The sequence below is a fragment of the Bacillus nitratireducens genome (assembly GCF_036320425.1).
Classification (GTDB): Bacteria; Bacillota; Bacilli; order Bacillales; family Bacillaceae_G; genus Bacillus_A; species Bacillus_A nitratireducens.
The window spans coordinates 1050592-1075964 of the sequence record NZ_JAUMJO010000002.1 but is presented as its reverse complement, the minus strand read 5'-3'; the positions used below and the strand labels follow the sequence as shown (position 1 = coordinate 1075964).

Annotated in this window: 19 protein-coding genes and 3 pseudogenes; 6 read left to right on the top strand and 16 right to left on the bottom strand. The window is 33.1% G+C overall.

The features are described from left to right. Nucleotides 1–54 precede the first annotated feature (54 nt). Nucleotides 55–930, top strand: coding sequence for a LysR family transcriptional regulator (locus Q3V31_RS11735; protein ID WP_098403801.1), 876 nt, complete (start codon nt 55–57; stop codon nt 928–930). Nucleotides 931–1477: 547 nt separating this feature from the next. On the opposite strand, the gene Q3V31_RS11730 is transcribed toward Q3V31_RS11735, so the two are convergent. From Q3V31_RS11730 to Q3V31_RS11680, 11 genes and pseudogenes are all read right to left on the bottom strand, one after another. Further along, complete coding sequence (locus tag Q3V31_RS11730; RefSeq protein ID WP_071734948.1) at nt 1478–1843, bottom strand: YxeA family protein; 366 nt, start codon at nt 1841–1843, stop codon at nt 1478–1480. Between the two features lie 384 nt (nt 1844–2227). Next, a complete protein-coding gene (locus Q3V31_RS11725) occupies nt 2228–2725 on the bottom strand; it encodes a DUF4358 domain-containing protein (RefSeq protein ID WP_329765167.1) in 498 nt (165 codons plus the stop codon). 163 nt (nt 2726–2888) lie between these two features. Next, nucleotides 2889–4025 carry a DHHW family protein gene (locus Q3V31_RS11720; protein WP_329765165.1) on the bottom strand — a complete coding sequence of 379 codons (1137 nt, stop codon included), beginning with the start codon at nt 4023–4025 and terminating at the stop codon, nt 2889–2891. Nucleotides 4026–4058: 33 nt separating this feature from the next. Next, nucleotides 4059–5465, bottom strand: coding sequence for an MBOAT family O-acyltransferase (locus Q3V31_RS11715; RefSeq protein ID WP_071734951.1), 1407 nt, complete (start codon nt 5463–5465; stop codon nt 4059–4061). Between the two features lie 80 nt (nt 5466–5545). Further along, the gene (locus tag Q3V31_RS11710) at nt 5546–6235 is read right to left on the bottom strand and encodes a GDSL-type esterase/lipase family protein (RefSeq protein ID WP_329765163.1); all 690 of its coding nucleotides are present in this window, start codon (nt 6233–6235) and stop codon (nt 5546–5548) included. Nucleotides 6236–6848: 613 nt separating this feature from the next. Continuing rightward, nucleotides 6849–7691 (bottom strand): polysaccharide deacetylase family protein, encoded by an 843-nt coding sequence (locus Q3V31_RS11705; protein ID WP_071734953.1) that lies wholly within the window; start codon nt 7689–7691, stop codon nt 6849–6851. 270 nt (nt 7692–7961) lie between these two features. Continuing rightward, nucleotides 7962–8645: an N-acetylmuramoyl-L-alanine amidase family protein gene (locus Q3V31_RS11700; RefSeq protein WP_329765161.1), complete on the bottom strand. Its 684-nt coding sequence runs from the start codon at nt 8643–8645 to the stop codon at nt 7962–7964. 126 nt (nt 8646–8771) lie between these two features. Beyond that, nucleotides 8772–10556 (bottom strand): sensor histidine kinase, encoded by a 1785-nt coding sequence (locus tag Q3V31_RS11695; protein WP_329765160.1) that lies wholly within the window; start codon nt 10554–10556, stop codon nt 8772–8774. Then, a complete protein-coding gene (locus Q3V31_RS11690) occupies nt 10553–11239 on the bottom strand; it encodes a response regulator transcription factor (protein WP_016129841.1) in 687 nt (228 codons plus the stop codon). Before Q3V31_RS11690 ends, Q3V31_RS11695 begins: the two co-directional genes overlap by 4 nt. Nucleotides 11240–11623: 384 nt before the next feature. Further along, the gene (locus tag Q3V31_RS11685) at nt 11624–12046 is read right to left on the bottom strand and encodes a DUF1801 domain-containing protein (RefSeq protein ID WP_016129842.1); all 423 of its coding nucleotides are present in this window, start codon (nt 12044–12046) and stop codon (nt 11624–11626) included. Between the two features lie 304 nt (nt 12047–12350). Continuing rightward, nucleotides 12351–12616: pseudogene (locus Q3V31_RS11680) on the bottom strand (IS200/IS605 family accessory protein TnpB-related protein); the annotation flags it as partial. Between the two features lie 1009 nt (nt 12617–13625). Between Q3V31_RS11680 and Q3V31_RS11675 the strand changes: the two are divergent. After that, nucleotides 13626–13935, top strand: a pseudogene (locus Q3V31_RS11675) (DDE-type integrase/transposase/recombinase); the annotation flags it as partial. Nucleotides 13936–14522: 587 nt separating this feature from the next. Here the strand turns inward: Q3V31_RS11675 and Q3V31_RS11670 are convergent. The 4 genes from Q3V31_RS11670 to Q3V31_RS11655 all read right to left on the bottom strand — a co-directional run bounded on the left by Q3V31_RS11670 (nt 14523) and on the right by Q3V31_RS11655 (nt 19258). Continuing rightward, on the bottom strand, nt 14523–14912 hold the full coding sequence (locus Q3V31_RS11670) for a YidH family protein (protein ID WP_061675783.1): 390 nt from the start codon (nt 14910–14912) through the stop codon (nt 14523–14525). A 490-nt stretch (nt 14913–15402) separates the two neighbouring features. After that, nucleotides 15403–16587, bottom strand: a complete 1185-nt coding sequence (locus Q3V31_RS11665; RefSeq protein ID WP_090814383.1) for a serine hydrolase domain-containing protein — start codon at nt 16585–16587, stop codon at nt 15403–15405. A 28-nt stretch (nt 16588–16615) separates the two neighbouring features. Continuing rightward, complete coding sequence (locus tag Q3V31_RS11660) at nt 16616–17851, bottom strand: MFS transporter (RefSeq protein ID WP_071734956.1); 1236 nt, start codon at nt 17849–17851, stop codon at nt 16616–16618. Nucleotides 17852–18076: 225 nt separating this feature from the next. Further along, nucleotides 18077–19258: a CaiB/BaiF CoA transferase family protein gene (locus Q3V31_RS11655; protein WP_061675786.1), complete on the bottom strand. Its 1182-nt coding sequence runs from the start codon at nt 19256–19258 to the stop codon at nt 18077–18079. 129 nt (nt 19259–19387) lie between these two features. Between Q3V31_RS11655 and Q3V31_RS11650 the strand changes: the two genes are divergently transcribed. From Q3V31_RS11650 to Q3V31_RS11640, 3 genes and pseudogenes are all read left to right on the top strand, one after another. Beyond that, nucleotides 19388–20290 (top strand): LysR family transcriptional regulator, encoded by a 903-nt coding sequence (locus Q3V31_RS11650; protein WP_090814382.1) that lies wholly within the window; start codon nt 19388–19390, stop codon nt 20288–20290. A gap of 245 nt (nt 20291–20535) precedes the next feature. After that, nucleotides 20536–21102, top strand: coding sequence for a recombinase family protein (locus tag Q3V31_RS11645; protein WP_090814381.1), 567 nt, complete (start codon nt 20536–20538; stop codon nt 21100–21102). A gap of 65 nt (nt 21103–21167) precedes the next feature. Further along, nucleotides 21168–21408, top strand: a pseudogene (locus tag Q3V31_RS11640) (DDE-type integrase/transposase/recombinase); the annotation flags it as partial. A 214-nt stretch (nt 21409–21622) separates the two neighbouring features. Here the strand turns inward: Q3V31_RS11640 and Q3V31_RS11635 are convergent. Continuing rightward, nucleotides 21623–23668, bottom strand: coding sequence for a sigma 54-interacting transcriptional regulator (locus tag Q3V31_RS11635; RefSeq protein WP_071734959.1), 2046 nt, complete (start codon nt 23666–23668; stop codon nt 21623–21625). Nucleotides 23669–23937: 269 nt separating this feature from the next. Here Q3V31_RS11635 and Q3V31_RS11630 point away from each other — a divergent pair, with 269 nt between their 5' ends. Continuing rightward, the gene (locus Q3V31_RS11630; RefSeq protein ID WP_097872470.1) at nt 23938–25350 is read left to right on the top strand and encodes a YfcC family protein; all 1413 of its coding nucleotides are present in this window, start codon (nt 23938–23940) and stop codon (nt 25348–25350) included. Nucleotides 25351–25373 lie beyond the last annotated feature (23 nt).

Below are 25373 nucleotides of genomic sequence, written 5' to 3'. Positions count from 1 at the left end.
ACCTATATTGAATACATTCCTATAACAAATAAGCATACAAAGGAGAAGAGTTTTTTGGACATACGTGTATTACGCTACTTCATTGCGGTAGCAACTCAAGAAAATATATCTGCTGCTGCAAATTCATTACATTTATCACAACCTACATTATCAAGACAATTAAACAACCTTGAAGAAGAGCTTGGAACTACTTTGTTTGTAAGAGGAAATCGAAAAATCACTTTAACAGACGAAGGTATGTTTTTATTAGAGCGAGCAAAAGAAATTGTGGATTTAGTAGAAAAAACAGAAGCTAATTTTAATCAACAATCTGAAATTATTAGTGGAGAAATTCATATTGGAGCTGGAGAAACAGAGGCAATGCAGTTCATTGCACAAACTATAAAAAAAGTTGTTGCCCATCATCCCGGCATTAAATTTCATTTATATAGCGGCAATGCTGATGACATTACAACCAAATTAGATAGTGGTTTATTAGATTTTGGTATCGTTATTGAGCCAACAAATAAACAAAAATATGATTACTTAAAGTTGCCAGCTACTGATGTATGGGGCGTACTTATGCGAAAAGACAGTCCCTTAGCTGAAAAAGCTTATATCCATCCAACAGACTTACTAAATAAACCTCTTATCATATCAAGACAAACCGCTGTAAGTAATGAATTATCAGGATGGCTTGGAGAGGAAATTGAAAACTTAAATGTTATAGGTACATATAACTTACTCTACAATGCCTCCTTACTCGTAAAAGAAAATATAGGCTACGCATTGTGTATTGATAAGCTTATGAATACTTCTGAGGAAAGTACGCTTTGCTTCCGCCCCCTATCTCCTAAGCTAGAGGCTGGACTAAATATTCTTTGGAAAAAACATCAAACATTTTCAAATGCTACAAAGATTTTTCTAACATATTTGCGGGAAGGTATGTAAATATGTTCTTGCAAAAACTGCATGTATGATAAGCGGTATAACCTTATTTTCAGGATACATCTGTCTAGGAAAAAGAAAAATTTCAGTTGAATTCATTCTTATTTAAGCTAAACTTATACAACGTCAAGTATAGTAGTTATTTCTTTTTCTAAAAGCCAGGTGTAGAGATTTTAAAGACTTGCATGCGAAATAGCCCCTATCGAGTTTCATATTTTGAATTAGGCCACTTGATCATCAGAAATAGTATAATTGTAAACGATACCTAATATATCAAAGGCTGTTATTTCTCATAAATGTTGCTTAGAAATAACATTGTTTCTGTAATAATTAAAGAACAACATTAAATAAAGGTTTCCTTCAAAAGAAGAGAGAATAATTCTTACGGTTTTCTTTTGAAGGCTGGAGTTAATATTTTATACAGGATGAATTTTTAGAATGAAACACATATAAACGAAGTGAATACATCAGTGAGATGAAAAAGGATTCCTCCACAAACGGGGAACCCTTTTTATTATATACATCTGGTCTTGAAGTAACTATTTCTTGATTATTTTTTTAATTTTTCTTTAGCCTTTTCTGGAATATCACTTTCTTTTACTTCCTCTAATGAGAAAACATATTTTCCTTTTACTCGAACTTTTATATATGTGTCTTGATATTCAGTTTCGCCAGCAACCCCTACTTTAATTTCCGATTCATTTCCTGATTCATCCACTCCATTTAACACGTACATAAATCTTCTAGGCAAATCAGGATCAGGTTCTGCTGGGCCCTTAGTAAGGACATACACATCTTTTTCTTTCACAAGTGGATTATATCTATCTATAATCTCGTTTTCTGTAAAAGTTAATCCCCAAAATCCTATGATTAGCACTACAATTACTCCAGCAATTTTAAATAATAATTCTTTCATGTGTAAATTTCACCTTTCGTTAATTAATATATTTATGACAACATTTATATCTTTGAATTTTGAAAGGATAAATATGTTGTATAAGACATTTCTAAAGATAATGGGTATATCTTAATAAAAAGTGAATAAATAACTTAAGTTTTTCTTAATATCCCATTTTAATTTTTCAAAAGAATCATTATCATAACGGAAATAGACACTGTAATGGTGAATGAAAACTATCGAAAAAATTAGCGAGCTTCTCAAAGTAGATATCAGTAGCGAAAGAAAAAGCCGATTTCCTTATCGTATAGGAAATCGACTTTTGGCTTAGCTGTTGATTTAGTAATAAAAAATCACGATATGAAAAGGTTTTTATTTAATCCCTTGTTTTTCAAATTCATATTACTTAAAAATTTCATCGAACGTTTTTTCAACTTTATCAGCATCTTTTGATATTGCTAAAAGGATATAATTATCTTTTGTTTTTAAGACACGTTTTTCTATTAAGAAATATTCTTCTGGAAGATAGTCTTTAAAACTTTTTGATTTTTTTTCAATCCTATTTGAAATTTCCTCTTTAATGCTTTCTACATTTTTCATATCTTTTACTTTAATCGCAGCAATTTCATCAGCTTTGATATTTGTAGGAGCAGTATATAGCACAAAACTTTCGACTTCATCAGCATTTATGTTATATAGCTTTTGAAGTTTTTTACTATCTCCTTCTTTCATTTCTTCTAAGTTAGTAACATGTTTCATTTTCTCCCCTATTTCTGTAGCTGAAAGGCTATTGGCACTTTCTTTTTTTCCAAAACAACCACTTAAAGCTCCTAAGGTAATCGTACAAACAATAATAGTAATAACGAATTTTATATTAAAAGGTTTCAACAAATTTATCATTAGTTTAAATTCTCCTTTTCGTTTAGTTGGGTCAAACATTTAATTTGAACCAGGATTGTAACGATTTATATTTAATGAATACGGCCATTGACATAAATAAATTAAAGACGAGGATACTGCTCGTTATAGATAGGATATACATTAAATATATTCAATTCATTTATTAAGATAAATCATTTATGGATACATCTTCAAAGAAGGTATTTCCATTATAAAGCACTAACATATCATTGATTTTATTTTTCTGTACCAACATATTTAGACTATCTGTATAGTATCTAAGGTCGACTATATGAATTTCACTAAAATGCGGTAGTAAAAAAGGCAGTAAAGAATTTGCATAAGAATCTTTGACAACTAATAATTTTTTTCCGTTCGTATTATCAGTTTTTATTTTTATTAATGGATGATTCCCATTGAAAAATACAGTATATTTATCTTTTTTCTTAATGTTTTCCATTTCATAAAGAGATGTTGACGTTTTGCTTTCATCTATATACTCTACTTTATATTTGGTCGCTTTCTTTTGTTCATATAATTCAATACTATCAGGATCTATATTTTTAAAGCCTGCTTTTGAATATAGGGATCCATAAAAGCTATTTGTAATTTGTTTAATGTTGAATGAACTATCTTGATTAGGAGCAAAATTCATATTTTTACCTAGCTCTTGATAGGCATAATATGCGCCTTTAGTAGTCCAATGATGATCGGTTTTATAATATATATATTCATCCTTTTTAGAACTCAATACAGGATATACATCAATAAAGTTTATATCCTTATCTAAAGATTTTTTTACTTTATTAATATACGTAAGCTCATCACTATGAGAAACATAGTTTGGGAGTTTATTTTCTAAAATACTAGTTGCTGTAGGTACTAACATGACTTGCATTTTCACATCAGGATTTGCAAGATGAAAATCATTTATTGCTTCTATTTTGCTATTTACATCTTGTTCTTTAGGCTTACTAAACTTTTGAAGTAAAAAACCATCTTTACCGATATACACACCATTATTCTCTTTCTTTCCTAGTGTGTAGTCCATATCAGACTTCACGTTTATCCAAAAGTCCCTGAATGCAAACTGATCAGAAATATATTTTTCGTAGTTAGAAGTGAACTTTTTCTCTATAAGATTTTGGAAAGAGAACGCCGGAAACTGTTCTAGCTTTCTATTCTCTTCATCTGAAAATGTTTTATTGGGAGTTAGTAAATTTACACTGAACATTCCCACTATAAAGAGTGTCAATAACCCTGCCATTGTGTGTTTGTATATTTTTTCATACTGATTCAAGTAACTCACCCCTTTCAAACTAATGCGATATCATTAAAACCTAAAGTATAAGAATGGATTATATGTGTCATTCACTAAATACGCCGTTGAAAGCACTGCTAGTATGACATACAAAACTGGAATGCCAATAGCACCTAGTAACTTTAGCTTTTCTCTAACATATACAAATGCTCTTTTTGGGAATGGTGTTGAACAAATCGCTAAGACAATAAACAGTATAAAATTAGTTGTTACGTAATATAGAGTTGTATTATCCAAGAAAATGGATTGATTAAAACCAAACATCGTTCCTATGAAATTCATTGCTACCGATAAGTTTTCAAATTCAAAAAATACCCATCCGATTAAAACAATGATAAGTGTATATACATGTCCGATAAAGCTCATTCTATTTTTTAGCCATTTTAAAAGGAATAGTTTTTCTATTGTTACAAATAATCCAAAATACAATCCCCAAATAATAAAATTCCAGTTTGCTCCATGCCATAATCCTGTTAAGAACCAAACTATAAACAAATTTCTAAGTTGTTTGAGCAACCCAGTCCGATTTCCGCCAAGAGGAATATATACATACTCTCTAAACCATGAGCCTAACGATATGTGCCATCTACGCCAAAACTCAGTTACACTTTTTGATATATAGGGATAATTAAAGTTTTCTGGAAAATCAAACCCAAACATTTTGCCTAACCCTTGAGCCATAGCTGAATATCCTCTAAAGTCAAAATATATTTGGAAAGCAAAAGCAATAATCCCAATCCATGCTGTAAGGATCGTAAGTTCTGATATAGAAGTTGTTTTTACACTTGTCCAAAGAAGTCCTATATTATTAGCTAAAAGTACTTTTAATGCAAGGCCTCTAATAAACAATTCCATTCCTTCACCAAAACGATCAAATGTTACTTTTCTTTCTTGTAATTGCTTGTCAATATCACTGTATTTTACAATAGGTCCTGCAACAAGTTGAGGGAACATCGTAACATAAGTACCAAAAGAAATAATATTTTTTTGCGCTTGTACTTTCCCTAAATAAACATCAATCACATAAGACATCGTTTGGAAAGTATAGAATGAGATTCCCACCGGAAGAGGAAGCGCCTCGACCTGAATATTTAAATTGAAAAGGGTATTGATATTCTCTATTACGAAACCATAATATTTGAAGAATCCCAGTATTCCTAAGTTTATTACAATAGAGTTAATAAATATCGCCTTTTTAATACCTTTACGATTTCTATACTTATCGATAAGTATGCCATTAACATAGTCAAATATGGTAGAGAATATCATAATGACTATATACACCGGCTCACCCCATGCATAAAAAATGAGACTAACGATAAATAATATCAAATTTCGAAGAACTTTAGGTGATACGTAATAAACAATAAGTGCTAATGGTAAGAACATGAAAAGAAAAATCAAACTACTGAACACCATTGTTCTTTCACCTCCTACAATTATTTTTTCTTAAAAATTTACAGTCCTTGCATAAGAACTGTAAATTTTAAGTATAGGTACTACTTAACAGAACCTTTCAATTGTTCAAGTAGCATCTTGTAATAATCCGCTTTAAAATGCACACCATCTGAATCATGAACATCTTTGTTTTTTTCAAAGATTGGGGATAAATCAATGTACTCTACTTTCTCAGTTTTTGCTAATTCTTTAAGTTTCACGTTATATTCATCAATATGTTTATATTGCGGATATTCCTGTAATACCTTATCTGCAACTGGTGTAACAGATAAAAGGTGTATGCTTACATTTGGAAGTTTCCCCTTTATTTTTTGTATTAATTTGGAATAGTTATCTATTGAAAACTTAATTGGATTTTCGATAGGTTTTCCTTCGAGGTCCATAGGCATCAGTAAATCATTTGTTCCAAAGCTCATAAAAATATGTTCAGGGTTTTGTTCTACTACTTTGTTAACATCTTCCTCTATAGCCATTGCTGTAACTTTCCCCTTGTCAGCAATAATATTTTTATCTTCGATTAATTCTTGATCAATCATTCCTTCAGTAATAGAATCTCCAAAGAATAAACTGTTTTTAAAAATAGGTTTATACGCACTATCTTTCGATGTTTTTTCATGCGTAGCATTTTGAGTAACCTTATTTGATGGTTTTTCAGCCCCGTTATTTACACAGGCTGCGGAGGTCAATGCAACGGCCCCCGTAAGTAGACAAACACATACTTTCTTTAACATTTCTATCTTCCTCTCAAGTCATTATTTCGTAAGCGATGGTGTATATAGCAATGTTATTTTTGTTTTCAATGCGAACCTTTCGTTTACAAAATATAGATTAAGCGTTATAGGTAAAGATGAGATGCAGATTATATAGATATAATTTAAAGAATCAACAGTTTAAAAATTAGTTATTAAATAACCTCGTAAAAAGAATAGGTAAACGCTTATTTTTTTGAAATTAGGTATAAGGAAATACGTTTTATAATCAATGCAGCGGTTTGTTAATGAATGATTTCAATATAGTAAATACGAGCCAAATAAAGAGGAAATGAAATGTACCAATTGCAATAGTTCACTTCCCTTTATAAATTAGATTTATATAAATTAACAGAAGTCATTTGATAATAAAAACATACTTTTCCTTCGCCAGGCAATTCTCAACAAAAAAAAGCTAATTCCCTGTACACTAAGGAAATTAGCTTTTAGCTTATTTATTGACTTATAAGTTGTTCAAAAAATGTAGTAACATGTACGGTTTTTATGTTTCAGAAAATAATCATACTCCTTGAGAAGTGAATCGGTTACCTACGATAAATCAATACACTACCCTATAACAATCCCTATTCATATGTTATAGACGTTGATCTTTCTGGAAGTTTAGTCCAAAATGATCCGCATCATTGTAAACACCAAATTCATACCCTTGCTCTTTATAAAATTTAATAATTTCAGGAAGAGCTTGTAATGTTTGCGCCTTTTCATGCATTAAAACAACTTCTACTTCTTCTGTTGTCTGTTTCTTTATATTTTCGATAATCTGAGTTGGATTATCTTTTAATTTCCAATCATTTGAGTCTATTGTCCAATCCCAAACTTTTATTGCTGCTTCTACAATTTGATTACGAATTTCCTCTCCCTTTAATCCTGGTGCAGATCCATATGGTGGACGGACTAGTTTAGGAGTTGTACCCGTAATATTATGGATAAGAGCTAGCGTTTCTTTCATCTCTGGTACAAATTGTCCCTTTTTGTATAGTTTATCACTATTGTGTGTCATACTATGAGCACCAATATAATGTCCCTCTTTTACTGCTCGTTTTACGTTTTCCTGAAAACCTGTATTTTGTAAATTACTACCTTGCATAAAAAATGTTGAAGCAACATTTTGCTCTTTTAGTACATCTAAAAATTTCCCAGTCAGTTCGCTAGGGCCATCATCAAATGTTAAATAAACAACTTTTCCTACTGGCTTTCCATCAGGTCTTTTCTGTTTTGCCGGTGATGTTTCTTTTTTCTTTTCTTGTTGTTGCGTATTAACTTGTTTCATACTTTCATTAGCTACTCCCTTCGCTGGGGTAGAGTGCCATTTTCCAATTAAAAAGAATGTGAAAAAGGTCGTTGCTAAAACAACTCCTAGAGATATTATTACCTTAGTTAATCGACTTGTTTTTTTCTTACTTTGTGATTCTTTCATTATTTTCCGATCCTTTCCCTATTAATTTTCATATTCATTATTTATAAGGCTGAGCCTTTACTCGACTGAATCATTCGTTTCAACCGATGTTTACAATAAATAGATTAATAGAGATGGATAAAGATAAAATGCAGATAATGTCGAAATCAGTTAAAGAATAAGGTTAAGTTAATTCTTAAATTTGAAAACTGGATATACACCCAAAATAAAAAATACTACTCTTCCTAATTAAGATTTAGAAAGAATAGTATTTTTCTATTTGTCCATTTATTACATCGTAAAATAATTAATAATGCCATCCACAATACCTTTTTGCGATTTTGTTTGGAATTCTTCTGAATTCATTCTTTTTTCATCACTGGAATTAGATGTAAATCCTAACTCAATTAAGATAGATGGAGAAGGATTTTCTCGTAAGACAAGAAAATCACTTCCATGAATGCCTCTATCACGGCTGTCTATATTTTGATCAAAAATAGCTTCTTGTACGGTCTTAGCTAACTTTTTATCTTTCCTTTTATTAGCTCCATAATGAGTTGTTATTCCTTTTACATTTGTATCCTCAAAAGCATCATGATGAATGCTGATATACAGGTCTGCCGAATGGTCGTTAGCTACTTTGACACGCGCTTGTAATTCTTCCTTTTGCTTCGTTTCTGGAAGTAAGCTTGTATCTTTTTCGCGTGTTAGTATCACTTTTGCATCCGTTCTTTCCTCTAATTCTTTTTTTATATTTTGTGCTACTTTTAAATTAAGATCTTTTTCAATCGTTCCAAATTTCTTTCCTTTCGTCCCTCTATCTCCTCCACCATGCCCCGGATCAATTACAATTGTTTTTCCTCTTAATCGTAAATCCTCTTTTGATATATTTTTATGCCCCTTAGCATGTATGAAACTAACGCCTGTACCCATTATTAATATAATAAACAAAAGCAATATCGCTCTTTTTTTCATTTTAACAATCTCCTTATCAGCTTCTCATTCTGTTTCTAATGAAAATAGTAATGAATGCTGATAAAGATAAAATGCAGACAATGTCGATTTTGTTTAAAATCGACAAAAACGTGTAGAACGAAAATTCTACACGTTTTTATTTAAATAGAAGAAAAATAATACTCCATCTTCTGTATTCAAAACACCATATTCCACGCCATGCAGTTCTAATATATTTTTTGAAATAGCAAGACCCAATCCTGTTCCACCTTTGGAGCGTTGACGAGACGTATCTCCTCGATAAAAACGATCCCATATTTTCTCTAAATGTTCTAGTTCAATATGTGCTCCTTTATTTTCTACACATACTTTTACACGTTCATTCTCTTCTATTGTAGAAATAATAATATTCTCATGTTCTGGTGTATAACGAATCGCATTTGTAATAAAGTTAGTAACCACCTGTTCTATTCGATGTGGATTTGCAACAACTTCAATTTTAGAAAGTTGTTTATGCACATGTAATTGCTTAGCTGTTATATCCGAGGTTAATTGCTCACATATATAATCAATCATCTCGTCAATATGGAAAACATCCATTTCCATTTTATACGTACCAGATTCGAATTTTGCTAACTCCAGCATATCAATAATGAGCATATCCATTTTATCTACTTCTTTTGACATTGCTTTAAAGTAATAATCCTTTTTATTACTAGCAACACCATCCTCCAAAATTGAAATACAGCTCTTCATAATACTTAAAGGTGTTTTTAACTCATGTGAAACACCCGCAATAAATTCTTTACGTGTATTTTCTAATTGCTTTTCTTTCTCTATATCTTGCTGCAATTGATGAATATACGAATGCAACGCTTTAGAAAGTGTATTAATATTTTGTGATAAATCACCTATTTCATCCTTTGTAGTAATAGGTATCATCTCTGAGAAATCTAAGCCTGCGATTTTTTTTGTAGTATCATTTATTTGTAATAGTGGTTTGGCAATTTTCTTTGAGTAATAGAACGATATCAACACGATTAGAATCAATACAAATAGAATTAAATATACATAATAATCCTTTATCATTTGCACAGCTTCATCAACTGGTTGCAATGATGTCATAGCAAATATGTAATTTACCTTACCATCTGCATCTTTTGTTGGTTTGATTAATAGTTTATATTTAATATCATTTTCTTCATAATCGACTATTTCTGTAGAAGTAATATTACTTGATTTTTGATTTAATATTAAATCAACCTGAAATTGTTTTATTCTATCTATTAACACACGATTTCCATAAATAGAGTTAGTTCCTACAGTACCCTCCGGTAACTGCACGTTCTTAATGCTTCCTGCTAAATATAATTGCGAACTTTCTTTTGAAGATGCGTTTTTTTGTCCATATAACATTTCTGATAGTTGCTTGTTCTCCAGCCCAACATTCTTCTCTTTTATTGTTAACATCGCAGGGACCACTATATCCCCCTTCTGTACTCCGTCGATAATAATATGATTCCCCTGTTCTAAACTATATTTTATCCTTTGTATATCTTCTAAATTAATAAAACTATACAACGGTATCTGAATTAAACGTTCAGAAAAGGTCTTATTTTCGTTAGGATCTAACTGAATTTCTAAAGAAAAATCATTTGCATATTTTATATTTCCTACACTATCTAACGTTGTAATCCATGTCGCATTATCTTGGTAGAAATTTTGTTCCAACTCTTGAATCCTTTTCGCGTCATCTCCAGCTTTTATATATGCCTTTTCAAAGGATTGAATATTCGTTTTAATATCATTAACTTTTCGATTCGAATAATATTGCTTAAAAAATATGGTTTGTCCAATAAAAATAGTCACTAAAATAAGTGTGCATAATGCCGTTGTTAATATAAATAGTTTTAATACAATTCCTTTTTTCATACCTGTCCCTCAAATTTATAACCAGTTCGCACAACGGTTACAATACAAGTCGCTTTTTGCCCTAATTTATGACGCAAATTACGAATATGACTATTAACAGTACGATCATCCCCAGCGAATTCATAACCCCAAATTTTAGTGATTAGTTGTTCTCTCGAAATTACAATCCCTTGATTTTGCATGAAATACGTTAATATTTCAAATTCTGTATGTGTCATACTTATGTCTTCCCCATCTACAGTTACTGTACGAGAAGGGAAATGTACATGGATACCACTACTAGTTAATGTGTCTGCAGTAGATACATTAACAGTGGAAGAATATCGGCTTTCAATTAATCGTTTTGCCCTTGCCAATAAAATAGGAGGACTATATGGCTTGGTAACATAATCATCCGCTCCCAGTTCAAATCCGAGTAAGGTATCATCCTCATCCACCCGAGCCGTTAGCATAATAATAGGTACATTAGATTTCTTCCGAATTCGCCGGCAAACCGACCAACCATCTAATTCCGGTAACATAATGTCTAAAATAATTAAATGTACCTCATGTTCTTCAAATATAGATAACGCTTCTTTCCCATCAATCGCCTCTAAAACGTTATACCCTTCGTTTAGTAGGTAATCCTTCATAATTTCACGTAAAATATCTTCATCTTCTACAATTAAAATTGTTCTTTGCATATTTCATCTTCCCCACGATTCATTTTATTTTTATGAAGAAATAGTTCATTTTATATGTTAACCAATTAGAAATCTTTCACTATTTCTGTCACCACTAAATGCAACATAGTTATATAAAGATAATAGTATGCTGATATAAAGATAAAATGCAGAGATAGCCTTAACATTGAAATTCTATTATGAATTTTGTATTTGTAGGTAATGGGCTACCGCCACATCCCCATCAAGCTAAGACAATGAATAATCCCCAAAACGAAATAAATAGTTTGGGGATGTTTATGTTTTATAATTGCTAGATATAAAACATGAATTTTTAAGGACAGTATATAGAAATCTAAAAGAGCTCCTTCCTATTTTATTTTTTAATTTCACCTATAAATTTTATTAATGATTTGGATACGTTTCTTTCAAAAAACTTATAGATTGTTTAATTAGCGCTTTTAGAACATTACTATCAATATCTGCTATTTTATTAATATAAATACACGATTTTCCAGAGGTATACTTTCCAAAGTTTTTTAATAGTTCTTCTCGCTTAGGGTCACCAGTAGCAAAATATAGACTAATTTTAGCTTTTCTCGGGGAAAATCCTACTAATGGAGCATCTCCCTCATGACCGGATGCATATTTATAATGGTACGTACCAAATCCTATAATGCTTGGTCCCCACATTTTTGCTGTATAGCCTGTTGTTTCAGTAAATATATCTAATAATTGATATGCGTTTTCTCGTTTTTTAAGATTTTCAACACTTTCAATAAATTCAATTACACTATTGTTAGTTTCTTTTGTTTTAAGTTTGTACATATTAAAATCACTCCTTTTTAGATATAGGTTTCATAACATATTTAATTATTATATATGGCTCATCATACATGTCTCTCGACTTTAAATGTTTTATGACCCTTAAATACACAAAATCTTTATTATTATGGGGTGGATATGGGAGACGTATATAGTGTAGTAAGATATTTGTTTGTTTTCTACTTGTATCAGTATTTGGTCTGGGATCTTTCGTGAATATCTTACTTTTATTTAGCCGCAGCTTCAAGTGTTTTGCCTTTCTTTTCAAGGTTACCAATCTTTCCTATGACTTTTCGAATAACACTTAATGTGTAGCACAAGAAGTGCAATCCCACTCACGACGATTTAGATTTTTAACGTCTTTGATACAACAATAACTTGCTTCCTGTACCATTTCCCTTTGTAGTTCAACATACTTCTAAACTGTGACCACGATACTTCGTTGATTGCTTTTGCAAGCTTTCTATTTTTGAGCATATTATTGATTTGTAAATCTTCCATACTGGTGACATCGTGATTTTTGATGATCTTAGCAGAAAGTTTATACAAATAAACAGCTCTTGCATTTGTGATTCTCTATACTCTTTTTTCTAGAATGTAGCCTCATTTAGAAAACTTTGCAACAGAACCCGTTAACCGATTGACTCTATTAATACCCTATTCAATATCCTTTCATCTCCGTTAGAGCTTTTATATGTTCTTAAAATTGTCAAAATCACTTTGATTTTTCATAAAAAAATTTTGATATTATATTGGTACAAGGTCATGTGTTCCCTTAACCCAAAACCTTACTGATGCCCTGTAACCCTTGACGGGGCTTTTTATTTATCTTTTTTCTAGAAGTTAAAGATACCTCTTGATGACTGCCACACTATTGTATACTCCCCTAGCTTTTAAATTACGTGTCATTGCTAAGATTTTCTTTCGTTCATATTCGTGCGCGCTGTTCTCTATCCATCCCTCATAATCACTTTTATCTATCCTCTCTATCACATATGCTAATACAACAAGAACCAGCAATATACCAATACCATGATTAGCGAGTTACACCTAGTCCTCACTTGTTGTTACATAGGATATTTTACTTTGAGAAGAATCTGAATCTCTAACTCTCTCATTCGTCAGCAATTTACACTCAATAATTTTGAGCTCGTCCTCATCTAATAAGTTATCAAGCACCCTTTCGACCTCATGCACCGTCCACTTATTTGTATTCCTTGGATTACGCAACTCAGGAAACAAACTGATTATTGATTCCTTCTTGCTGCTCTACTCCACGCTCGGTACGTGTTTTTAAAGTGCGGTCCTCTTTTAAGGTGCTAACTACTTCCTTTTATACCTTCTTCTTCGTTTCTTTGTCCAATATGGGTAATAAAGACAATTGAACCACTTAAAATTCCTATATTTTTAAATTTGTCATTTTAATAATAATTAAGGTACGTGAAATTTTTGCATCCCTAACATTAATGCTCCTATCACTGTGGATTTTAAATAGAAGCATTATGAACAGGAGATTATTCTATTACCAGTTAGATGTTATCTCTGGTACTAAGTTATCGAGATTGGTAGAAATGGATCGAAGCTAAATAAACGCGTTCGTCATCATTTGAAGAAAACAAATAATGACGAACGCGTTTCTATGAAACATATATCAAAGTTAAAGAAAAATGAATATACTTGTATCGAATTGTGGATTCTAGAGGAAACACTGTTGATTTTATTTAAGTAAAAATAGAAAAGCGAAATCAGCTAAACGTTTCTTCAAAAGGGCTGTAGCTTCTTGTCATACCTCAAAACCTCGTGTCCTTACAGTTGATAAAAAAACAGCCTATCCAAAAGCCATAAAACAATCACCAAAAGCAAGAAACCTACCTACAGGACTTAGTGACAGGGTTGCTGCTCTAGACCGAAAAGTAGAGTTTTCATCCTCTATTCAAAAGATTACACTCAAAATAGTGATTATTCTAATGTTAGGGGATTGACAGCTTTATTTTATCATCACGTCAATCTATATGGAACTTTTGAACCCGATATGGATCAGCGAATACCTATTAAGTTGAAAGTGTCATAGTTTCCATCATTTCGATTAGAGATAAAACCAGCTAATATCCCGTCAGATGACCTACTGATATAAGCGGATCAAGATGAGTGTAATCATATTTCCTTAGTTTATTTTAATGACAGGTTTTTTGCCGTTTTTGGTCTAAAAATTTTCGTGATTATAGTATTCTGTTAAATGGGTAACTTCATAAGTGTGAACCGGATTTCAACATCCATTTAATCTTTTACAATTGAGGCGGTTTCTTTAAAAGAATCATACATATTAGTCATGCTAATTTGTATAATCCTTTTAATTGAGCCATTAATAATACTTATTTTGCGTAAATAACAAAATAGTGATCCTTTTATAATATGGCAGAAATTCGCAAAAATCTTTCGAGGATTAATAAATTGGTTTATTTTAAAAATATTAACCAGACTACATAAATAATAAGAAAGAAAGATACATAAAAATAATGAAAATTAAGAAGGAGAATAGGGAAGTTATAAAGAAAATACAGTGGTTAGAAGGAATAAATATACCATTTTGAATTTCTTTCCTTTTCTTTGAATATTGAAGGGTTGCCAATACTCCTATTATAAAACCTACAATACATGCAAAAATGCCTAGGAATGTTGCTACATTATTAATATACTGATTTGAACTAATTTTAATAGTAAAATGCAAAGAAGTTGTCAAAAAACCTACTCCTACAATAGATACAGCAGTCCGTATCCAAGCTAAATAAGTTCTTTCATTAGCTAAATGTTGTTGTGCATATTTTACACTTTCTTCTGTTACTACTTTCATTTTATTTAAACCTTCCATAAATGGTAATCCCCCTTCCTGTAGCGTTTTTGTGAGAGTCTCGTATTCTGTGAAAGTTTATGTTATATGGTGAATACAAGGATAAAGATTTTTTCTTACTTTAGTAAGTTTCTGTTTTCCGTCTACTCCACTAAAAACAGAGTATAGGAAAAAATCCTCTGACAGTTCCTAAAATTATAAATGATTTTTTTACTTTCTAAGCGCTTGTCATCTTATACGATCCATCTAATAGATATTGTTTTGTTGATGTGCATGGGACAATATCCCATGCACATCAACTTAAGAGAAAAATCCCCCATACCCATCAAGCTAAGATATTTAATCATTCCAAAAGTGAAATTTACCTTTCTTCAGTTGTCTATGTAAATCATTTCACTTTCTCTTTTGAAGGTCATTTTTTTCTTAGGCTTGATGGAGATGGTATCACCACAGTATTTAGCGGAAAACATTCGATAATCTTAAAAGCCATCACTCTCAACTTCTATTGGTTTTATTGCTTTAGTACATACTTTATTATCGTTTGAAAAGCAATAGTTTCCTTTGCACGCGGCAGATGAGAAGATAGTTTTACAATTACTATATCAGCTTTAGGTGCAATGTATATTTGCTGGTCAAAACGCCCACGGGCTGAATATCCGCCATATTGATCATGGCTAATCCACCATTGATTAAGGTAAGAGAATTCTGCAAGATGACTATGAGTAATACTTTCTGCAAGATATTTTCGGTTACCACCTTTTTTAATGTCCTTTATTATATGTTCCGGAATAATTTGTTGGCCATTGTAGTAACCATCATTAAGCATCATTTCACCAAATCGTGCCAAGTCACGCAATGTAGCCCGCATTCCGCAATTGGAAATATCCGTACCGATTAAATCTACTTGCATCTCTGCGTTTTCTTCTGCCCCCAGTTTAGACCAGATTTTTTCTTGAATTAATTCCGCCATATTTTTTCCAACCAAGCGTTTGACAATCCATCCCAATGTTTCTGTTTGTCCATTTTCATAATAAAATGCAGTACCAGGTATTTTATCTATTTTACTCGACAGCATAAATTCATAAAGGTTTTCCGGTCCAGTGTAGTTATCAGGTTTTGGCATTGAACCTGATGCAATAAAAATGGGTGTACCCCGGCCTATTCCCCATGGTGTATCGGCTTCCATATATTTCACAGGAACCTGCATATCAAGCAATTGCTGAACAGTCCCTTCACCAAGTCCTGTTCCTTTTAATTCAGGTACATAGAAGGAAGCTTTTTTATTTACATCTAGCAATCCTTCATCAGCAAGCAAACTAACAATCAAACCTACAAAAGATTTTGTAGCAGAGTTCATTGCATGTAGTTCATAAGATTTATAACCGTTAAAATAGTTCTCATACATGACTTTCCCTTTATGCATCACTAAAAAAGCATCCGTATTAGTTCTTTCAAGATAGGCTAAAACACTTTCACCATTATTATCGTTTATTTTTTCTAAATCTAACTGATCTTTAGTATATGATAATTGGGTGGACTTTTGGTTTCCTCTCCATATGATACGGCTAGCGCTTAGTTCACCGCTATGACAATACTGCTGCAAATTTTTTTGAGAAGTAAACCAATTATCCTTCGTAACAATATCTTCTGGACGAGGTGGAAAAACTTTCATTTCATTCTTTGTAATGGACTGCATGACAATCCCTCCTGCTTTTTTATTTTAGTTAAAAAGATTGCTCTATAAACACATTTTCTTTTGCTTCTTTGACGTTGTTTTTAATCGTTAGAGCCACAATTGCCCCTGCCAATGAAGCAGAAATTAAAAACCAGGAAGCAACATTGTAAGAACCGTTAAACACAGTAAGAACGAACCCAATTACGGCTGGAGAGATACCCCCGGCAATTTGTGCGCCAAAACTAATAAACCCTGTAACAGAACCAGTTAATTCCTTTGCTGAGTATTTAATGGTAATTGTGTATAGTGATGTTCCAATAAAAGCAATTGAAATAGAATTTAAGGTCAAATAAACAATTCCATGTGAAACAGACGTTGCATTAAACATCAAATAAAGAAGGATGGCAGATGAAATTGATCCTGCCACTGCCAAGTATTTTTCTCTTCCACTCATATATTTATCTAAAATCCAGCCGCTTACATTAAACATAAGAAAGGAGGCAAGATACGGTATGGCCATCAAGGCACTTGCTGACAATAAATCTAAACCCTTACTTACCCAATAAGTAGGCATCCAGGAAATAATACCCCAGTTCACTATATTTGAAAAAAATTTAGTGAAAAATATCTTCCAAAAATTTTTTGTTTCAAATAACTTTTTATAAGGAACTTTTTTTTGATTTTGCTTCTCTTTATTTATTTGTATATCTTCCGGAGATTTTAGATAAACCCAAAATGCCCATGCTATCAAAACACCTATAATACCAATGCTGACAAACATCCATCTCCACCCAAGGGAAACCACCATAACCCCTATTGTTATTGAGCCTAGCGCACCACCGAACGTTTGTGCAGATAGAAAGAAGGAACTTGCTCTACCCCTTTCGTTTTCGGGAAAGTTTTCGGAAATAGATCTTAAACTGGCAGGAAAAACACTTCCTTCCCCAATACCAAACAGGAAACGAAACAAAAGTAGTGATGCAAATGACCAAGCAAAACTCGTAAGAGAAGTAAAAATCGAAAAAGCTAAGATGGAAAGTACTAAAATTTTACGTGATCCATATTTATCTGTAAGCCATCCTCCTAATGGGTGCATAAGGGCGTAGCTGAAAAAGAAAATACTTATGATCAAGCCTGATTCAAAAGAATTAAGCTGCAGGTCTTTCTGAATCGGGATGATAGCTACGTTTATCGCCGCTTTGTCAATGTAACTTACTGTCATTCCTATAAATAAGAGACTAATAACAATAGATTTACGCTTACGGTCGGTTAAATTATTTTGCATTTATTCACGCCCTCTTCTTAAAAAATGGTGATTGAATCGATCCTCCTTACCTTCTAACAATAAACACTAAATAAAGATCTTGCTCATGGATTAACACAAATAACCGAAGTAAAGCGCTTAAATATCAATTCATATAGTTTTTCTCGCTATCATATTTAACTGATACATTATTCATCTCCCTATACATGTAAGCCTTTACATTTTTTTACGGGAAGTATATTCGTTTTAAATGATATTAGCATTTTTTAACTCACTAAGTTTGTTTTGATCCAAACCTAATAGTTGTTCATAAATTTCATAGTTGTGTGCCCCTACTTCCGGACATAGCCACTTAACTGTACCTGGTGTTTTAGACATTTTGGGTACGATACCTTGTACGGTTACGTTTTTTTTGAGTTGGTCATCAAAAATGGATAGTAAGTTTTCCCTTACTATATATTGTGGATCTTTAATAATATCCACTACGGAATAAACGGACCCATGTGCTACTTTAAAGGTAGTTAAAATAACTACTAATTCTTCATACACATGACTGGAAAAGAAGTCTTTTAAATATTTATCCAGATCTTCTCTATGCTTGACCCTTAATTCATTTGTAAGAAATCTTTTATCATCAACAAGCTCGGGATGACCAATCGCGTTCATAAGACGTTTGAACATGTTGTCTGTAGATGCTGGAATAATAATCCAACGATTATCTTTTGTAAGATATAAATCATTCGGGGCAACACCAGGATTATGGGTTCCAACTCTTTCTCTTACTTTTCCTTTGGTATCATAGTCAACAATAAAATCTTCCATTACTCTAAATAGTGGTTCATACAAGGATAAATCAATTAATTGACCTTCTCCTGTCTGTTTAAAGTGATATAGTGCAAGCATGGTGGAAAATGCAGCATATACTCCTCCGAGACCATCAGCAATTGCGAAACCGGAAGGGATAGGCTTTTCATTAGGATGACCAGTAATGTTCATTAATCCTGAAAAACCCTCAGCCACTCGTGCAAAACCGGGATTTTCTGCTAATGGACCATTTCTTCCATATGCAGAAAAATGCAGCATTACAATATTTGGTTTTACTTTAACTAAGTCCTCATAATCTATTCGCCACTTTCTCAACGTTTCAGGTCTAAAATTCGTTATAACTACATCTGATTTTTCTACAAGTTGATAAAAAACTTCAACAGCTTCTTCCTTATGCAAATCTAATGTAATACATTTTTTATTTCGATTTGTTACCTTCCATGTGTTACTTCCCCAGTTACGGCTGGCATCTCCCTTTTCAGGTTGCTCAATTTTAATCACTTCTGCTCCGAAATCACCTAACAGATTAGAGGCAAGTGGTGCAGCTAATACAGATGATACATCTAAAACTCTTATTCCATCTAAAATCGAATTCGAACTCATAAAAGATCCCCTCCTTATTAATTGTCAGAAAATATTATTTCTTCAAATTTATTTTACAATTGTTTTTTTTGCATGTAAAATATCATTATGTCATATATACTTGATTAAAAATCATACAAAGGAGCCACAATGAATATTGAGCAGTTAGAACATGTTGTAGAAGTTGCAAAAATGAAATCTTTCTCCATTGCTTCTGAAAACCTGAGAATTTCTCAGTCTGGTATTAGCAGATCCATTAGTAATTTAGAAAAAGAGTTAGGTGTGAAACTATTTGAACGTTCAAGATTAGGAACCATACTCACAGATGATGGTGAAAAAATTGTAAAAATAGCGTATGAAATTGTATCAAAGCTCCAACAGTTAAAAGAAGAGGCTAAAATACAAACGACCAGTATCAATGGGAAATTAAGAATCTCAGCTAGTCCGAGTATGTTAATGACCATTTTGTTAAAAGCCATACCACTTTTTAAAAAAGATTATCCCGGTATTGAACTGGAAATAACAGAAAAACCAGCCGATGAAATTATTGAGAATCTGCGAAAAAATAGGATCGATATTGGTTTAACATTCATTAACGAACATATACAAAAATCAAATGATATCAAATTTGGTACGTTAGTGGACGGTAAAATAAATGTATGTGTCAATAAAAATTCCCCTTTATCTTTAAATCACGCGTTAACTCCAAAAGAAGTCTCAATGCACCCCCTAGCTATGTACAACGGTGTGAATATGAAATATTTTATTGATCATTTTTTTCATGAGCATGGGGAAATGGATGTTTTATTTACATCCAACAATATAGAGGCGGTTAAAAGAGCAGTTATTGAGGGAATAGCGATAGCTTTTATTGTTGATTTAGCATTAAAAAATGATATCTACGTAAAGAATGGGGACATCGTTCTTATTCCACTAACAGATTGTGGCATTACGACAATTCCATTTGGATGGATTCGATTAAAAAACCAATATTTAAGCTATGCAGAAAAAGAATTTATTAAGTATTTGCAGCTTGTTTCAACAAATTATTAGCAGGACGCATAAAGCTGGCGATAAGATCCAACTGTTGTTTATAGAAAGTTTAAATCATTTTCTACTGTGTTATTCCACAAACTGGCCCTTTTCTTGAATAACGTGTTTAAACGATCATTTAATTACATTCGAGCACACATAGACTAAATTAAAGAACTTTTTTTACTCAACATGATTACCAAACACCTTTATAACAAAGTTACCTCTAGTAATATGAAAATATACAAGTTTACTGGAGGTTACATATGATTATTGGTTATGCCCGTGTTTCTACTATTGACCAAAACTTAGATCGTCAAATTAGTACTCTTTCTGAATACGGTTGTGAAAAAATAGTAAAAGAGAAGTTTACTGGTACTATTAAAGATCGAAAAGGTCTTCATCAACTTTTTGATATGCTCAGGAATGGCGATACAGTTGTAGTGGAGAGTATCTCCCGTTTAGGACGTAAAACATTAGATATCCTCAACATTATTCAACAGTTGGAAGAGACCGGAATGCAATTCATTTCTTTAAAGGAAAATATGGATACAAGAACCTCTACAGGCAAAGCGATGTTCCAAATGATGTGCATAATTGCTGAATTAGAAAGAAATCTTATTGCTGAGAGAGTAAAAGAAGGACTTGAGGCACGTAAAAAGCATGGAAAAACATTAGGTAGACCCAAACTAGATAAAGAAAAGCTCACTGTTGTACTTCGGATGTATGACAGTAAAGAATATTCTGTTAAAGAGATAGTCTCAGCAACCGGAATATTTAAAGGTTCTTTATATAGGGCAATAAATCGAAGAAAACTAAGAAAAATAAACTAATAAGGAGTATTTTATTATTTCTCTACATTTACTTTGCGGTCTAGAGCAAGAGCCCTGCCATTAAGCCTACAGGAATCAAGTTACTACAGATGAAAGATCTAAACAACATTGTCGAACAAGACCATCGATTTATTAAAAAACGGTTCTAATATATACTAATGTTCAAATTTTTTCACACAGCAACCAAAAACATTTGCTGAAATAGAAGCTATGCATATGATTAGAAAAGGACAGACTTTCCACGGGAAAATATCTGTCCAAATGCAGATACAACTGATTAATATTCTCTTTGGTCTTACCGCATAAACAGTCATTCCATTAGGAATGACTCATTCTTTTTACTCTTCATTATCTTCTTTTACCAGTACCTAAAAAACCGCCATCCTTTCCTATGATTCTACAGAAAGAATAGCGCTTTTTTGTTATCCGGCTATAAAAAATTCAAATATTAGTATTATCCTGTTAAGTAATGGCTAATTATATCATTTCCATTCACAATCAAAATATAGGAATGATTTCTTTAGCAATACACAGCAGACTTTGATTTAAGAAAATACAAATACTCTATTCCGGCATCAGTGATCTTTGTACCGGCCCGCCCTCTGCCTTTTACGACAAATCCTTCACTTTCTAAAATATCCAGGCGGCGACGGATTTGCTGTGGGGATAAAGCAAAGTCTGATTCTTTGCTTTTACTTGAAAGTTGATCTCTGCTTGCCGCCTTTCCTTTTTCGTTACATTGCTTGATTACTTCCAAGATAAAAACATGCTCCTTCATTTCCAGTATACTTCCACATACGGGATATTCGGATTTCACGCTGCCCCCCTCTTGTCCCAGCATGGACGGAAGATCTCCTTTCGTCACGACATTTCCCTCACAAATTGTCAGCATATAATCAATTGTGCTTTTTAATTCTCGTATATTTCCAGGCCATTCATATTGCATAAAATACTCCAGCACATCTTGTTCTATCTTTACCCATTTCCCGCTCTTTGTGATGAAATGCTTAATCAAAATTGGTATATCCGCTCTTCTCTCAATGAGTGGTGGAATGCAGAGATTAAGTACATTCAACCGGTAAAATAAATCGACTTTGAATGAACCGGCCCTTATCTTTCCTTGAAGATCTTTATTTGTTGCGGTAATCACTCGAACATTGACAGGTATAATTCTTACACCACCGATTCTGCGGATTTCTCCCTCCTGCAGAACGCGCAGCAGATGTGATTGAACAGTAAGACTCATGTCCCCGATTTCATCCAAAAAGATAGTTCCGTTATCCGCTAATTCAAACAGACCTTTCTTACCCCCCTTTTGTGCTCCTGTAAATGTCCCTTCTTCGTAACCAAACAATTCACTTTCAAGCAGGCTCTCTGTTAATGCGCTACAATTTACAGCCAGAAACGGTCCGTTTTTTCGCAATGAATGCTCATGAATAGCATGGGCAAACAGTTCTTTTCCTGTTCCTGTTTCACCCTGAATTAAAATCGGATGTTCCGATAAGGCAAGTTTCTTGGCGATTCGCTTACGCTCTTTCATTACAATATGTTCGCCGATAATATCCTCAAATCCGTATTTTGTATGAAATCCTTTATTACGCATTTCTCTTTGCGCTGTTTTTTCAATTTCAAAGGCTTGATGTACACTCTTAAAAGTTGCGACAATTGTATTTTCTTGCATCATTTGCAAACGAAAAATTACGATATCCACGCCATCTATGTCGAAGAACTTGCTTTCATCCTTTCCATTCATGATGAAATCGGTAATATCCCGACGACTCATCACATGTTCTACATACTCATTAACCACATCTTGCGCCACAATATGAAACAATGCCGTAAGACGTTCATTGAATACCGTAATCCGCCCTTCCTGGTTAACGACTAATATTCCATCATCGACAGTTCCTAACACATTTTGGATGTGCTCACTCATCTGCTTAGCATCCCGCTCTGCATGTAATAACTTACGTTGTAATTCAATGATATTGCTAATATACCTTTCTGAAATCTTCGAGGATATATCCTTATTCAAACCACAACATTCTACAACTTCCAGAATTGTTGTCATATCAAAAAGACGTACACCTATATCAATTACTTCTTTTATGTAAGAAGGGCACAGATGTGTTTCTCCTGGCGAAACAGCAATTCGAACATCATCATAAAACAATACCCCCTTCCGAAAAGGGATAAATTGAATATGATTTATACCAAGTTGATATAAGGATTCAATAAGATTTATTGTTGCATCATCATTATCATTCACCACTAGAACTGATGAATCTTCAGGTATTCTTAAAAGTTTATCAATGTATTCATGATGAACTGTTCTCTTTCCCACAATTATTTTCTCAGCATTCACGCTATACATACCTTTTGTTTGATCATAAACAGAAGCTGATGAATACAAAATAATTGTATCTTCAAGAGACTGCGGTATTCCCTCATCCGCAGCATGGCTTTTAATATAAACATAGTCTCCAAGCAATTGTTCTAGTTGCTCCTGTAAGGCTTGCGTTGTTTTTGAGCTTCCAGCTATAAGTGTAAGTGAGGATTTTAACATTAAGACACCTGCCTATATTTAAATTGGTTCTATTATATCGCCAAAAAAGGACAATAAAAACCAAAATCTCTACTCTTGCCATAAAAATCTCCTTAAAAATCACACTATCAATATTGGCACACATATTGCATATATAAATTAATGAAGTGTCCGAGGTTATGAAAAGGAGGGAAACAGCAGAATACGAGAAAAGAACATGGTCTATTAGCGGTATTTTTGTAAGCATTCTATTTCAATCCATTTATTTTAAATACAAAGGAGGAACACATATGAGCCAACTACAAGAACAGGCTGTTTCACTTGGAAAAAAAGAGAAAAAAATTAATGTTTTTGTATTGCTATTCGGCATTCTCGTAATAGCGACTCTATTAACTTATTTTTTACCGACCGGAGAATATGCACGGATTGAAGTGAATAACCGGACTACTGTAGACCCAAATTCTTTTACATCAATAGAATCTGCTCCGGTCGGATTTTTCGATATGATAAAAGCTGTTCATACAGGAATGGTAGAAGCCGGCAATATTATATTTTTCTTATTGATTATCGGAGGATTTTTTGGTGTCTTAAGAGCAACTGGTACGGTTGATGTGCTTATCGCTACAATGGCTAGGAAGTTGGCGACGCGTGAAAAACTATTGATTCCTGTCGTGACGCTGTTTTTCGCTGTAGGTGGCTCTTTAATGGGGATGGCGGAAGAAACACTAGCTTATCTTCCTCTTATCATTCCACTGGCGTTGGCTCTGGGATTTGATGCAATTACAGGAACTGCTATCGTCATAGTAGGAGCATTGTCAGGGTTTACAACTGCCATCATGAATCCTTTCACAGTAGGGCTTGCACAAGGAATCGCAGAATTACCGATGTTCTCAGGCATAGTGTTTCGCCTTATTTTATTTGTTATCATCTACCTTGTTTCTGTTCTTTATATCTATCGTTACGCAATGAAGGTAAAGAAAAATCCTTCTGTAGGAATCTACGGAAAGTATACAAAAGAAGACGCGGAAAAATTACTGAAATCAAGTGGGAAGTTAACAGCAAGACATAAGTTCATCTTAGGAGCTTTTGTAATTAATTATATCGTTTTGGCGTTTGGTGTAATCAAATTCCAATGGTACATTACAGAAATCACATCTTTATTCCTTTTATTGACAATAATAATTGGAATCATCGGAAAACTCTCTGCAGATCAAATTGTTAACTCCTTTATCAACGGCTCTGCATCCTTGCTCGGTGGTGCCTTGATTATCGGTGTATCGCGCGCCATTCTTGTTGTATTGAATGAGGGACATATCGTTGACCCTATGCTGCACCAATTATCTGTATCAATTAAGCATATTCCGGACTATTTAAGTGTTGTTGGCATGTACAATTTCCAAGCTCTTATTCATTTTGTTCTAGCATCTGGCACTGGTCATGCGATGCTGACAATGCCGATTATGGTGCCACTTGCAGACTTATTGGGCATTACGCGCCAAACTGCAGTGTTATCTTTCTCTTTTGCTGACGGAATCGGAAATATGATTTTTCCGACCGCTACGACCTTAATGGCAGGCTTGGCGATTGCAGGAATTTCTTGGACAAAGTGGGCAAAGTGGATTCTGCCACTTGTGTTCATTCACTATCTCATCGGATTAGTAGCTGTTATCATAGCTCACTTCATAGGATATGGTCCATTCTGATATAAAACGGAAAGTATTGACAG